This window comes from Pseudoalteromonas sp. JSTW (assembly GCF_013423925.1).
GTDB classification, from domain to species: Bacteria; Pseudomonadota; Gammaproteobacteria; order Enterobacterales; family Alteromonadaceae; genus Pseudoalteromonas; species Pseudoalteromonas lipolytica.
The window spans coordinates 3520428-3534242 of sequence record NZ_CP058972.1 but is presented as its reverse complement, the minus strand read 5'-3'; the positions used below and the strand labels follow the sequence as shown (position 1 = coordinate 3534242).

Here is a 13815-nt window from a genome sequence, read left to right as displayed (position 1 = left end):
CTCAACTCAGTTTTTGGCAAACTAACTGAAAAGTTAGGACGCAAAGTTTCCGGTCTAAGGTTTTGTTAACAAAACTATGATAGCGGGGCCGCCGATAAGCGCATATTCTTCGGGCTTTGGATCTTTTGCCTCAAACTAAAAAATGTATTTATTTTGTTCGGTTATTGTTGGATAGTACCTATTAGTTGTTCTTAGGGTGTTACTTTGTTTATGCATTCGTCATTGGCCTCTGGAAAGTGGTTACCGATTGGTTGCTTGAACCATCATACTCAGCTTTTTGTTGGGGACACGGTGGTCGTAACCTTTTATGACATGCAAGGAGAGCTAGTCGATTTATCATTCAATTACCGGATCACCAGTACGGATGAAGGTGAGCCTCATAATTGGCCACGTTTAGTTGCCGAGCATATAAACGTGCACATTCCACTGGTTGAGGCCGGAAAAATGACCGAACAAGGTTTGGTGGTTGCATACCGCTCAAACCAAATTTATGCCCTTGAAGGTTCGGGCATAACACATGCAAAAGTGGCGTTTAACTGCATCGCGAAATGTAAAGAACGCGCGGTCGATAATCCACAAGATTATGATTATGTTTACCCACAGGCATGCAGTGATTACAGTGCTGGTGTAAAAGTGCTACAGCCTAAAACAGGCCACATTTATAGGTGTAAGCCTTGGCCATTTAGTGAATTTTGTCGTGTTAAAGATTCACATAACCCGTTGTTTGAACCGGGAGTTGGCAAAAGTTGGGCCATGGCATGGCAGCAGATATCGCATTAACCGTTTTCCCCCTAAATGCTATTTTAGCATTGCTTAGCCCACTCAATTTGAGTGGGCTTTTTTATACCCATTTGTTAAGCGAATTGGCCAAGCTTCTATGGTAAACTCGGTTTAATTCGTTTTTTAATTGTGGTTTCTTTGTGTCATCAAGTTCGTATTCATTGTCATTATTAGCGCATCCGCCGGTTGCTAAAAAACAGCCTCATTCCTTAAGCACTCATCAGTTTACTCGCATCGATAATTACTATTGGATGCGCGATGATGAACGACAAAATACCGAAGTATTAACTCATTTGCATGCCGAGAATGATTATTGTGAAAAGCAGCTTGCAGGTATAAAGCCACTTCGTGAGCAGCTATTTGATGAGCTAAAAGGGCGTATTGTAAAAGACGATAATACCGTACCCGTAAAAGATGGAACGTATTGGTATCATTCAGAAGTGCGTGGCGATGATGAATATGCCCGCCACTACCGCAGTAGCTCAATTGACGCCCATGATAAGCAGTTACTATTAGACGTAAACCAATTAGCCGGTGAGTTTGAGTTTTACGAGCTGGGCGAAGTGGCCATTAGTCCAAATGAGCAGTTGCTTGCTTACTCAGAGGATACTGAAGGCCGACGTGTTTATACGGTACGATTTAAACACCTTGCCACAGGTGACATGTTTACTGATGTACTCGAAAACACCGAAGGGCAAGTCGTGTGGGCAAACGACAGTAACACCGTATTTTACGTGAAAAAAGATCTGCAAACCTTGCTTGGTTTTCAGGTTTTTCGCCATGTGTTAGGCACGCCTCAGGCCGACGATGTATTGGTGTATGAAGAGCAAGATAAAAGCTTTTTTATGGGACTTGGCAAAAGCCGTGATGAAAGCCTTATTATCATTGATCTTGCGACCACAGAAACCAGTGATACATGGGTGCTTGATGCCAACAATCCATGTGGTGAATTTAGTGCGTTAACACCGCGTGAAGAAGGCCATGAGTTTGATGTAGATAAGCTAGGTGATACGTTTTATATCGTGACTAACTGGCAGGCAAAAAACTTTCGTTTAATGACGGCTACGTTAAGTACAATCGCAGATAAATCACTTTGGCAAGAACACACTCCACACCGCGACAATGTGTTACTAGAAGGTGTAGAGATATTTGATGATTATTTAATTTTAACTGAGCGAGAGCTAGGACAAACACGATTTGTTGTGGTGAATAAGCGCGGTGAGCGACTCACCTTAGAGTTTGATGATCCCTGTTATTACGCTGCAATTGCAATGAACCCAGAACCCAACGTACGCTCTGCGCGTATTTATTATTCGAGTCTGACGACACCGGGATCACTGTATGATGTTGATTTAAATACAGGGCAAAAAACCTTATTAAAACAACAACAGGTATTGGGTGAGTTTAAACCAGAAAAGTACCGTTCAGAACGTATCATGGTGACGGCAAGAGATGGCGAACAAGTACCTGTATCACTGGTTTACCGCATCGATAAGTTTAAAAAAGACGGCACAAATCCATTGCTGCAATATGGGTATGGTGCGTATGGCATTACTATCGATCCGAGCTTTTCTAGTAGTTCATTGAGCTTACTCGACCGTGGCTTCGTGTATGCGATTGCTCATATTCGCGGTGGTGAAATGCTGGGGCGTAGTTGGTACGAACAAGGCAAAAAACAGCACAAGCAAAATAGCTTTAATGACTTTATCGATATTACGCGAGCGTTAACCAAGCAAGGGTACGCACACCCTGCAAAAGTCTGTGCGTCAGGTGGCAGTGCTGGAGGTCTATTAATGGGCGCCGTCGTTAACCAAGCACCCGAGCTTTATTTAGGCATTGGTTGTCATGTGCCATTTTTAGATGTTCTGACGACCATGTTAGATGAAAGCATTCCGCTTACGACTAACGAGTATGATGAGTGGGGGAACCCGAACGACCCCGCGTATTATGATGTGATCCAGGCCTATTCTCCATATGACAATATTAAGGCGCAAGCGTACCCTAATATTTTAGTGACGACGGGCTTTCATGATTCACAAGTACAGTATTGGGAGCCCATGAAATGGGTGGCTAAACTTCGCGAGATGAAAACAGATGACAACATTCTTGTCTTTAAAACAGATATGGATGCAGGTCATGGTGGTGCGTCGGGTCGTTTTAAAAGCCTTGAAGAAAAGGCACTCGAAATCGCATTTTTTATTGCTTTATTATCGAATTAAAGCTTAGATAACACCTATAAGTGCAAAACTTAAGTTGTATTTTAAGGGGTGAGCATGTTTAAAGCCCACGGTGATTGGTGTTACTTTATTGAACCGCCAGTGATTTATGTGGAAATAAGTGGCAGTTTTAATAAAGAAGCTGTTGCTTCGTTTAGTGTTGAAGTTGCTCAAGAAATAATGAAATACCCTGAGCACTCAATTCAGTATGCTGTTGTTAATTTAGCGCAATTTGAATTAGCAACGGCAGATAGTATTGAAACCGCGAAGGCGTATTTTCAAGCTATAAAAGCACGTGGTTACAAACGCGTTGACTATATCAAAGCAAATATAATTGCGCGCAATTTACTCGAGACAATATGGTCGGGTGTCGATATGGATATTAACTTTCATCACAATGCTGATAGCTTTTTTGAAGACAGGCCAGAATACAGTCATCTGAGAAAGTGGTTAAAATAAAAAAGCCCTCATAGAGGGCTTTTCAAGTGATGTAAAGTAAGGGCCTAGCCTAAGTAAGCTTTTAACATCCAAACAAGTTTTTCTTGTTCTTTAATGTAATCACTCATTAGTGATGCAGTCCCTTCGTCATCAGCATCGCCAGCTTCTGTTAAAATTTCGCGCTGCATCTGAATAAGTGTGCTGTAACCTGCTAATAGGTTTTCAACGGCTGCGGTGCCTTCAGTAATGTTCTTCGCTTCATTAATCTTACTTGCTTCGAGGTATTCTGAAAACGCATGAACAGGTGCGCCACCAAGTGTCAAAATACGCTCTGCAATTTCATCTACTTTTTCAAGAAGTAGGTTATAAATTTCTTCAAATTTAAGGTGTAATTCAAAAAAGTTACGACCTTTAATATTCCAATGAAAGCCACGTGCATTCATATATTGAATTTGGTAGCAGCTTAATAAAGTATTGAGAGATTTTACGATATCTTCACTTTTTGCGCTGTTTAAACCAATTGCATTTACCTGTGACATAGATTAGCTCCTTAAAAAATAATCGTGAATAGGTTACTTGCTAGTGCGTGATATCAAGTATTGGCCATTTTTATTAATCTGTAAAATGGTTTAATTCGAACAGGGTGATAGGTTTTAGCTATCAATGCGCATTTTGAATCAGTCGTCCACTATCAGCATAACCTCGAAGTACTCTTTTATAAACTTGGGGCAAGTGACGCAAAAAACCACCATAAAAAGTGATTATTTTTTAATGAAGGTGAAAATATGATCTAAAACAAGTTTTGCTTTAGCTAATATACATGCCGATTTAGAACTTGATTTAGGTCAAAAAATCAACGCAACAGAAGCGCATAATACCTTTACCGCTTTTAGCTAGGAGAACAAAAATGGACGGTAAAACAGTAAAAGAAAACAAAGCAGAAATAGTGGTTGTTGTTATTGCATTACTTGCGTTTGTAATCGGTTTAGTGGGTCATCTTGCAGGGGCAAGCTTTGCTAATTTTGACACCTTTGGTTATATCGCTGCGCCGGTGCCGTTGATTCTGGGGATTATTGTATTAATTTCTTACAAAGTTGCCGCAAGTGCTGAGAAATAAAATACAGCTAACGTTGATTGATAAGCTTAATAATGTAATCCATGACTTGGCGTGAGTAGATCATACTGGTGTGACTTAAATGAAACACCTTGTGCTCTGCCATGCCATTGAGTTTGGTTTCATCTATAAGCACTGTGCCATCGGAAGCACTGCCTTTAGCAATGAGCGGCATTAATCCAATGGGTAAGTCGCCTGCAATACTATAAAGCTTGGCATTAAACGGCCAGTCGCCATTTTCAGACAACAAAAACTCGACACTATTTTTAAGTAACATATCGAAGCCTTTTTGCTGCATTTGCTTAGCAATATGGCTGCCTTTATGAGGCGTGCCTAAGGTAATGACTTTTTCAACATGTTTGCTTTGTAGCGAGTTTGCTTCAAGGTAGGCTCGGGCGACTAAACCGCCCATTGAATGACACACCATTGCTGTGGGTTTGCCATTAATAAAGCGGTCAATCTTGTCAAAAATAGCCGTTCTATTTGGCGACAGCGTATTGTAGGTCAAATTGAGTATATTAAGCCCTGATTTCTCAAGACGTGCGCACAGAGGGCGCATTACAAAGCCCGACATATAAAGTCCGTGTAATACTACAACCTGCCTAATTGCCATCGCATTCCTTACATGAGTTGCTGAGGTTTAATTTCGATATTTGCTGTGTCTGAGCTCACCCATACCTCACCGTCTTGAATCGTAATCGTAAGCTTAATATTACGGTCTGCCAGTGCGGCTAATGCTTGAGTCGCAGCATAATCGAGGCTAAAAATACTTAAGTTTTTAAAATCATACAACTTAGGTTGATGCTTTTGCCACCAAATAGTTTGGTTATTTTCGCCGTAAGTATACAAAATAACCTGTTTAGCTTTGTTACAGGCTTTTTTCAAACGCTTTTCATCAGGTAGACCAAGCTCAATCCATAACTCAATTTCTTCGCTGTAGTTTATGTGCCAAAGCTCAGGTTCATCATCAGCACACAAGCCTTTGGTAAACTCCAACCCTTCACGGGCATTGAGTGCAAATGCCAGCAAGCGGATCATCAGGCGCTGCTCGGTCTCTGATGGGTGCTGTGCAAGGGTTAGATTGAAATCTTGATACAGGTGTCGGTCCATATCGCTCAGCGATATGTGTGCTTTTATAATGGTTGATTTAAGAGCCATAACTGCTTACTTGAAAAAATTTGCGTCATTATAGCGCAATTAACTGCTGAGCCAGTTAAAATACCGTGAAATTATCTTGTAGGAGTAAAACATGGCAATCCAGTGGTTCCCGGGTCACATGAACAAAGCCCGTAACGAAATTAAAGAAATCATGCCACAAATGGATGTGATCATTGAGGTGCTTGATGCCCGTATTCCTTATAGTAGTGAAAACCCGATGGTTACAGCGCTTCGCGGTGATAAACCCGTTATAAAAATCATGAATAAAGCTGACCTTGCTGATCCTAAACTCACGCAAGCGTGGAAAGACTACTTTGAACAACAAAGCGGTGTTAAAGCAATTGATTTTGGGAATGATAAAGCGGGTGAAGTGCATCGTATTAATGAGCTTTGTAAAAAGTTAGTGCCGCATAAAGTGGGTGCAGATAAGCAAATAAAAGCCATGATAATGGGTATTCCAAACGTAGGTAAATCAACGCTAATCAATACCTTAGCTGGCCGAATTGTTGCAAAAACGGGTAATGAACCTGCTGTAACCAAAGCCCAGCAACGCATTAAACTTGATGATGGCATTATGTTGTACGACACGCCAGGCATGTTGTGGCCAAAAGTAGAAAACGAAAACTCAGGTTATCGTTTAGGTGCAACAGGTGCGATTCGTGATACTGCGATTGATTATGAGGAAGTGGCAAGCTACACGGCGGAGTATTTATTGCACGCATACCCTGAGCTTTTAAAAAGCCGTTATAAGATTGACGAATTACCTGAGTCTGACTGGGAATTTGTTGAAATGGCCGGTAAAAAGCGTGGCTGTATCCGTGGTGGTAATCAAATTGATACCTATAAAATGTCAGAAATTCTGATAAATGAATTACGTGATGGCATTATTGGTCGAATTACCATGGAAACCCCCGCAATGCGTGAAGAAGAAGAGCGCATGGTGGCAGAGCTTCGCGCTGCGGCAGAAGCTAAAAAAGCAGCAAAAGAAGAAGAGAAAAAACAGCGCCGAGCGCGTGCTCGTAAAAACCGCCGTTAATCACACTTTATTTGCAGACATAAAAAAAGCCCGTAAGGGCTTTTTTAGTTTCATATCTACCGTCACCGATATGAGCAATGTAGCAAGTAAAATAAGTAGGGCGATCGCCTGTTGCCAACATCAAGGGGCGCTGCGGTTAGCAACAAGCGATCTTAGCTTTATCGTGGGCCACACGTGTTTCAGGGTCGAGAAACAAATCAGTTTATTCCGATAACAATTCGCCAAAATACGTAATTAAGCGAACAGCTATTACAATCCGTAATGCTTTTTCCGTCTTGTTGATATTGATTATCAATTAGATTTAGATATCTGTCAACACTCTATTGCAAATAATTCTCATTTAATTTTTATTTTCTTCAAAGTATGGCTATTACACGCATTAGCACTAAAGTTAGGCTGTAAATTAGCGCCAATAAAAACTATGCTGGTGCCATAATAATTAAAAAAATCACATGCGATGTTTTCAATTTGGTCAATAAGCCTACTTGCGATTGTTTATTTAGCAATTTTATTTGCTGTTGCAGGCTGGGCTGATAAAAGAAAGGTGTTGCCTTTTAAAGGCTTAACTTATGGTTTGTCGTTGGGCGTGTATTGTACGTCGTGGGCTTTTTTTGGCACTACGGCGCAAGCAGCTTATAACGGCTGGTGGTTAGCACCAACGTACGCTGGCACGATTCTGCTGTTTATTTTTGGCTGGCAGATTTACTGCCGAATTGCCCATATTTGTAGACAGCAAAAAATCACTTCCATGGCTGACTTTATCGCGACTCGTTATGGTCAATCATCAAGCTTGTCGGGCTTAATATCGCTAATTTCTGTGATTGCTATTGTACCGTATATTTCGTTGCAACTCAGTGCGACCGCACAAAGTATTAATTTACTAACCGACCGAGCAGTGACACAAAGCAGTGAGGTATGGGCCGACAGCACTTTTTATATCACGCTCTTGTTGGCGTTATTTGCAATTTTATTTGGTGCAAGACGCTTAAAACCCAGTGAACATAACCCCGGTTTAATCGCCAGTATTGCCTTTGAGTCGGTGGTGAAACTTCTGGCATTTTTAGCGGTTGGTTTATACGTATGCTTCGTTTTATTCGACAGTCCCATCGCTCTTTTTGAAACGGCACAACAATTAAATATTGACCAACAAGTTGCGGCTTCAAAGAGTCCGACCTATGTGTATGTTGCACATACTCTCTTGGGTATTTTGGCTACCTTGTGCTTACCACGTCAGTTTCATATGAGCTTTATTGAAAAAAATAACGATAAAGAACTGGCTTCAGCACGTTGGCTGTTTCCTATTTACTTATTACTTATCAACTTGTTTATTTTGCCAATTGCGTATGCCGGGCTTATTTATTTTCAAGGACAAGACGTAGGCTACGATACCTTTGTATTGGCATTACCCATGGCCGCAGACGATGCCTTTGTTGCATTGTTGGCCTTTTTAGGCGGCTTTTCAGCGGCGACGAGTATGGTGATTGTGTCGGCAATTGTACTCTCGGTGATGATCACCAATGACTTTATTAACCAGTTCATTTTACGCCGCTCACAACTCACGTCGAGTAGCCGAGGCTTGGATAAAAATAACCTTTTGCATGCGCGTAAAATCGTTATCGTACTGATTTTATTATTAAGTTACTTCACGCATCGGGTTTTAGGCGAAAGCACTACCTTAGCTAATGTTGGTTTGATGTCGTTTACGTTGGTTGCCCAATTTTCACCGGCCATGATCATTGGTTTATGGTGGCGACAAGCGTCTTGCCGGGGTGCACAACTGGGTATTTTGAGCGGTTTTATTATTTGGGGTTACACGTTATTACTGCCCAATTTAGCGGGCGGATTAGGTAACGATAGCCAATGGTTGGTTGATGGCCCTTGGCACATTAGCTGGCTTGCACCGACTGATTTATTTTCGCTGGGTCTTGAAAGTATCAGTCAGGCTTTATTGTTATCGTTGGGTGCGAATTGTTTGGTGTACTTTTTGGTGCCTCTGTTTAGTCGTGCAACACTGGCTGAGCGTTTACAAAGTAATAAGTTTGTTGCTCAAGGAAATGAATCTCGTGTAAGTAACCATTTGCAGCCTTTAAGTTATCACGATTTAGGGGCTTTATTGCAGCGCTTTGCTGAAAAAGAAGCGGGGCAATCGCTGGTAAATCACTATTTTCCTGAAGATAAAAGTAAATGGAAGCGGCCCGCAAATGTTGAACTTGAGTTACTCGTAGAGCGTGAAATGTCGGCGGTCATCGGGGGCGCTTCAGCACGGCTTATTTTGGATGTTGCCAAAAATGAGCAGCGCCAACCTCTTGAGCAAGTTGCTGAATTTGTTGATGAAGCAAGCCAAGTATTGAAATTTAATCGTGACCTGTTGCAATCAACCATAGAAAATATTCAACAAGGTATCAGTGTAGTCGACAGTGAACTGCGTTTAGTTGCTTGGAATCAAGGCTACAAAAACATGTTTGCTTACCCAGATGATGCCTTGTATATCGGTCGTCCGGTTGCCGATATTATTCGCTTTAATGCTGAGCGCGGTTTGTTTAGCGGTGAAAGTATGACCAGTGAAGTTGAAAAACGCTTGGCGTATTTGCGCCAAGGCAGTGCGTATAAATATCAGCGCTCACACAATGATGGCCGCGTGTTTGAAATGCAAGGTAATCCGCTGCCAGGTGGTGGCTTTGTAACGACTTACACAGATATTACTGAATTTGTAAAACAACAAAAAGCACTCACAGAGGCCAATGTTAGCCTTGAAGAAAAAGTGGCGGCACGGACCTTAGCACTCACTCAAGCGAACCAAGAGCTATCAATGGCAAAACAAGTCGCCGAGCAAGCAACCGTCAGTAAAACGCGCTTTTTTGCAGCTGCCAGCCATGATTTATTACAGCCATTTAATGCTGCTAGCTTATTTTGTTCCTTAATGAATGAAAAAGCCCAAGACACAGAACTTAAAGAACTGGCAATGAATATTAAGAATTCGCTCGGCAGTGCTGAAGAATTGTTATCGAGTATTTTAGAGTTAACTAAACTTGATTCGGGATCATTTAAAGTGCAAATGAGTGAATTTGCCATCAGTAGTTTGGTTGAACCATTGCGCAATGATTACGAAGCGTTAGCAAGTGACAAAGGGTTAAAGTTCATTTTAGAAACATGTGATGTCCGTTTGCATACAGACAAAGCATTATTGCGTCGTGTGCTTCGCAATTTACTCAGTAATGCAATTCGTTATACCGAGCACGGCGAAGTTCGCCTGAAAATGCATCACGATGATGACCATGTATCGTTTATTGTTGAAGATACAGGGATTGGAATTGCTGCCGGTGATCAACACACCATATTCCAAGAGTTTAAGCAGTTGGGTGTTAAACCGAGTGCTGAAGGACTTGGATTAGGCCTTGCCATTACAAAACGTATTTGCGACTTATTAAAAATACCGCTCGTAATGGGCTCTGAGCTGGGCAAAGGTACACAGTTTACTTTAACCTTACCATGCAAAGTTAGCACTGCACCAAAGCAGGCACAACATGCTGAAATATCGCAAGAAACAGAGCTTGGGCAATTAAGGATTTGGCTGCTGGATAACGATAGCAATGTATTAGAGGCGTTAAAGCAGTTACTTGAAAACTGGGGATGCGAAATCTCTACGGCAACTAACTTAGCTGAGCTGGAACAATTAAAAGCTGAGCAGCCCTTGCCGCAGTTGCTGATCATTGATTATCAACTTGATGATGGTGTTACGGGTCTTGAGGTCATAGAGCAAGCAGGCTTAACAACACTGCCTGCAATTGTAAATACCGCAAACCATGACGAGGGTATACGCGAGCTGGTGCTCGATGCGGGCTATCCGTTGCTTTATAAGCCACTGAAAGCGCCCGCATTAAAGCGTATGATTAAGCGACTGACTTAATCTGCGTTTTGCTCAGTTGCTGGGGTATTGGCCTTAATTAAGCGCTCTACCTCAGCGACAAACTTCTTATCTAAGTCATCTTCATGGCTCAAAAATAACAGCATTTCATCACCATTGTGGTCAATGACCGTTAGCGTGGTGGTTAGTAGGGCGCTTTTAGCATAATCAACGTTGAGCTTTTTAATGTCACTAAAGCGGCGCTGATCTTTCTCAAGCACACCGTGCTCATTTTCCCAGTAACTAAAAATGGTGTTTTCAGTTATGCCGTTTCCATCAGTTTTAAAATCAACAAAGGCATCACTATAAAAGTATTGCACATTCTCATTTGCTGGGATGATCTCTTTTCGTTTTAAGAAGTTAACTTGATACGACCATAGCTTATCGCCGGTTACTATGGTTGAATTTGGCAACAAATATAGCTCATAAATTAAGCCATAAAATAGCCAAGGCAGCATGAATATCGAAATGATAACCTGCCTCGCTCGCCATTGAGAATGGTACTCAAGAGCTTGTTCAGGTTGCTTGAGGTTTTGAATGTAATTAACTAGAGGCAACCATAAAATAGGCGTAACTAAAAACAGCCAGGTACCATATTCCCAGTTATAGCTTACGACTTCAGAAATGATAATCGCCAGCCATAACACGAACCCAACCGCAACGGGCATGATCTTATTTTTGCCAAAGGTTTGTTCGCTGTGCTTGCAAAGCTCAAGTAACAACGGAATAAAAAACAGTGGTGCAAATATACCTCGGGCAATCGGCATTATATGGCTTTGTTGTTGCTCTTTTATCGCTTTCCAGTTGCGATAGCTCCAGTAGTTAATGAATATTCCTAAGCTCAATAAGCTGTAAATAACAAACTTACTGTTACTGACAGGGTAGAACTGCGTACCTTCAAATTCTGGACGTTTTCGAACTTCAAAACGCCAAGCCGCGATGAAAAAGATGATTGCCGCTAAGTAGCTTAAAATAAAAACGCTATACCAATTGGTTTCTTCATCTACCTGCGTGGTAGTCGCAGTGTTAGTACCATATTTGATAATGCCATATTGCGTTTCGTTAATTAGTTTTTTCCGCGCGTTGAAGTATTGCTCTATTTGGTCTGCAGGAATATGGTCTTGCTTCGCACTGTAATCAAAGTAAAGGGTAAGTATAGAGTCTTTGAAGGTAACGCGTTTTTCCAGATGGAAAAAGGGATTGTCGATACTGAGTTGTTCTTCCTCAAATTCCCAATTAGGCTCTGAGAATGCGATTTGAATTGTTGTTTCAATATCATTTGGATACCGAAACCACATGGGGGCATTACGCTCTAGCTGTTCTGGTTTATAAACGCTGTTTTGAATTTCGCTGGCATAAAAATCGTTGCGATAGCCTTTATTGTCAGGTTTCCAGAAATTATCAATTGTGTAGTATTCATTTGTAATTAGTTGACCTGTGTCATCAAGGGTATCTACGGTCATGGGTTTAGCTGTTTTTAAACCTTTGAAAGAGTCTTGATAATATTCTCTGTAATCATCTTCTGTGCTTTTAAGGCTATTTTTTGCTATTGAACTACGGCGGCTTATCGCTTCATAATCGCCGTATTCATAGCGAGTTGTAAAGTGGGTGGCATCATCTACCTTTTCGGGGATTGAGTAGCTATCAAAGACTTGAACACGCTTGACCAGAGGCTTAGTAAGCATGTCTGTAAAGCCTGTTTCACCTTCTTTAACGATTAAAGCCACGCCATAGTTTGGTTGTGCTAAATGCGCTAAGTCGCCGCGTTGATATGACGTGGTAGGATCAAGCCAATAGCGCTTCCCTTGGTGCTCTAGGGTGACAATGACGTGATCAAATAAGTTTGGGGCGACAGGTAACCTCGCTAAACGCTTTGTTTCTTCTGTATTTACCAATGCTGGATAGGCGTCAACGCCCAGTGCTTTTAACAATGAAATAAGCAGTACTGTTTTGTCTTTACAATCACCATAGCGCAGTGCAAGGGTTTCTGATGCCGGAGTTGGCCGATGCGAGTTGGTGCCCATTTCGAGCCCCAAGTAACGAACTTCGTCTTGACTGAAACGCAGTGCTGCAACTATTTGTGACTCTAAATCAGTATGCTGCAACTTGATTTGACGAGTAATAGTTTCAATAGCAGGGCTAATTTCAATGGCTGATTGGTAAAGTGGCAGTGACCAATCGATGACCTCTTGCCAGTTATTAACTTCAGAGAAATAAACTTGTTTATACGGTGAGTACCAATAAGGTACTTCACTTGCTGAGATCATTGTAGGTTCATTGTGTTGGTTTATTTGGTAGTCAAATCCTATATTTAGGGGAGTACTGATAAGAGTTGATTCGCCATTGACAAAGTTGATGTGTAAAGGGTTTGGCTTTTGCCATAGAACCCGCATAAATTGCTGCACGACAGGCACAGACCAATTAAGAGTTCTCGCTGTACTAAAGTGTTGATAAACTGGATTGCTGCCCGAAATCGTATAGCTGTAATCTAATATATCCATTACCCGCATATCATCAATAATGATATTTAGGCTTAATGTGCCATTGTATATTCGACTTGCTAGGTCGGTCTCACGTTGTAAAACCTGTCGCTGAGCACTACCCAGTTTGTCTATATATTCACCATTACGGATAATCCCTAAACTATTGAGCGAAAGTGATTGATAACTAGGGTCAAAATCAATATTGAGTTGACTAATATAATCTACTCCAGATTGATTGGCAGCTTGCATAACCGTTCGAGTAAAGCGTTGCTGTGGTGCTTGTTCAGTCACCTTAAACTGTGTATCGAGCATAAGATAGAAGGTCCCATCTTTAATATGCTCATTGGGGATATTCGGTGTTAGTAGTTCATGCTGTTTGACCCAGCTATCCGCTGGCGTAACCTGGTAATCATCAGCAACTACCAAGCAGCTTATAAAAAGTAAAAAAAGCGATGATAACGTGAGGTATAGGTGCGTCCATTTCATTATTATTTTCTAATTACGTTTAGTTTTATATGACAAATTACTGAAATAAACAGTATTAGCCAACCAAAATTAGCCTTTTTTGTCTCTTTTTTAGTTATAAAGGCATTTGGTGAAAATGAAGAGTGGATGATGTTTAAATAGTGTGAGGTGGAAATAGGATTCTTCAAAAATCGGCGTATAGTGAAAAAATAATAAAAAGG

Annotated in this window: 10 protein-coding genes and 1 riboswitch; of the genes, 6 read left to right on the top strand and 4 right to left on the bottom strand. The window is 41.3% G+C overall.

The features are described from left to right. Positions 1-5: 5 nt before the first annotated feature. Positions 6-96: riboswitch (cyclic di-GMP riboswitch) on the top strand. 114 nt (positions 97-210) lie between these two features. The 3 genes from GZH31_RS15925 (at position 211) to GZH31_RS15915 (ending at position 3455) form a co-directional block, all read left to right on the top strand. Further along, on the top strand, positions 211-780 hold the full coding sequence (locus GZH31_RS15925; protein WP_065979472.1) for a chitin-binding protein: 570 nt from the start codon (positions 211-213) through the stop codon (positions 778-780). Between the two features lie 140 nt (positions 781-920). Next, a complete protein-coding gene (locus GZH31_RS15920) occupies positions 921-2999 on the top strand; it encodes a S9 family peptidase (RefSeq protein WP_180311237.1) in 2079 nt (692 codons plus the stop codon). Between the two features lie 54 nt (positions 3000-3053). After that, on the top strand, positions 3054-3455 hold the full coding sequence (locus GZH31_RS15915) for a hypothetical protein (protein WP_036973584.1): 402 nt from the start codon (positions 3054-3056) through the stop codon (positions 3453-3455). 44 nt (positions 3456-3499) lie between these two features. Here GZH31_RS15915 and GZH31_RS15910 read toward each other — a convergent pair whose 3' ends face one another. Beyond that, positions 3500-3973, bottom strand: a complete 474-nt coding sequence (locus tag GZH31_RS15910) for a Dps family protein (RefSeq protein ID WP_065979471.1) — start codon at positions 3971-3973, stop codon at positions 3500-3502. A 368-nt stretch (positions 3974-4341) separates the two neighbouring features. On the opposite strand from GZH31_RS15910, the gene GZH31_RS15905 reads away from it, so the two are divergent. Next, positions 4342-4551, top strand: a complete 210-nt coding sequence (locus tag GZH31_RS15905) for a hypothetical protein (protein ID WP_036973582.1) — start codon at positions 4342-4344, stop codon at positions 4549-4551. A gap of 7 nt (positions 4552-4558) precedes the next feature. Here the strand turns inward: GZH31_RS15905 and GZH31_RS15900 are convergent, their stop codons facing one another. Both GZH31_RS15900 and GZH31_RS15895 read right to left on the bottom strand, forming a co-directional pair. Continuing rightward, a complete protein-coding gene (locus GZH31_RS15900) occupies positions 4559-5161 on the bottom strand; it encodes an alpha/beta hydrolase (RefSeq protein WP_065979470.1) in 603 nt (200 codons plus the stop codon). Between the two features lie 8 nt (positions 5162-5169). Then, complete coding sequence (locus GZH31_RS15895) at positions 5170-5706, bottom strand: YaeQ family protein (RefSeq protein WP_036973580.1); 537 nt, start codon at positions 5704-5706, stop codon at positions 5170-5172. Between the two features lie 91 nt (positions 5707-5797). On the opposite strand from GZH31_RS15895, the gene ylqF reads away from it, so the two are divergent. Continuing rightward, positions 5798-6742, top strand: coding sequence for a ribosome biogenesis GTPase YlqF (gene ylqF, locus GZH31_RS15890; RefSeq protein WP_065979469.1), 945 nt, complete (start codon positions 5798-5800; stop codon positions 6740-6742). A 457-nt stretch (positions 6743-7199) separates the two neighbouring features. Beyond that, on the top strand, positions 7200-10649 hold the full coding sequence (locus GZH31_RS15885; protein WP_075594219.1) for a PAS-domain containing protein: 3450 nt from the start codon (positions 7200-7202) through the stop codon (positions 10647-10649). Here GZH31_RS15885 and GZH31_RS15880 read toward each other — a convergent pair. Further along, positions 10646-13615, bottom strand: coding sequence for a DUF3857 domain-containing transglutaminase family protein (locus GZH31_RS15880; protein WP_180311236.1), 2970 nt, complete (start codon positions 13613-13615; stop codon positions 10646-10648). The two genes, GZH31_RS15885 and GZH31_RS15880, sit on opposite strands and share 4 nt — an antisense overlap. Positions 13616-13815 lie beyond the last annotated feature (200 nt).

Bases quoted from the DNA above. Each gene is read 5' to 3' on its own strand.
- GZH31_RS15900 (WP_065979470.1), bottom strand. From the start codon at position 5,161: ATGGCAATTAGGCAGGTTGTAGTATTACACGGACTTTATATGTCGGGC.
- GZH31_RS15880 (WP_180311236.1), bottom strand. From the start codon at position 13,615: ATGAAATGGACGCACCTATACCTCACGTTATCATCGCTTTTTTTACTT.
- GZH31_RS15915 (WP_036973584.1), top strand. From the start codon at position 3,054: ATGTTTAAAGCCCACGGTGATTGGTGTTACTTTATTGAACCGCCAGTG.
- GZH31_RS15910 (WP_065979471.1), bottom strand. From the start codon at position 3,973: ATGTCACAGGTAAATGCAATTGGTTTAAACAGCGCAAAAAGTGAAGAT.
- GZH31_RS15895 (WP_036973580.1), bottom strand. From the start codon at position 5,706: ATGGCTCTTAAATCAACCATTATAAAAGCACACATATCGCTGAGCGAT.
- GZH31_RS15905 (WP_036973582.1), top strand. From the start codon at position 4,342: ATGGACGGTAAAACAGTAAAAGAAAACAAAGCAGAAATAGTGGTTGTT.
- ylqF (WP_065979469.1), top strand. From the start codon at position 5,798: ATGGCAATCCAGTGGTTCCCGGGTCACATGAACAAAGCCCGTAACGAA.
- GZH31_RS15885 (WP_075594219.1), top strand. From the start codon at position 7,200: ATGTTTTCAATTTGGTCAATAAGCCTACTTGCGATTGTTTATTTAGCA.
- GZH31_RS15925 (WP_065979472.1), top strand. From the start codon at position 211: ATGCATTCGTCATTGGCCTCTGGAAAGTGGTTACCGATTGGTTGCTTG.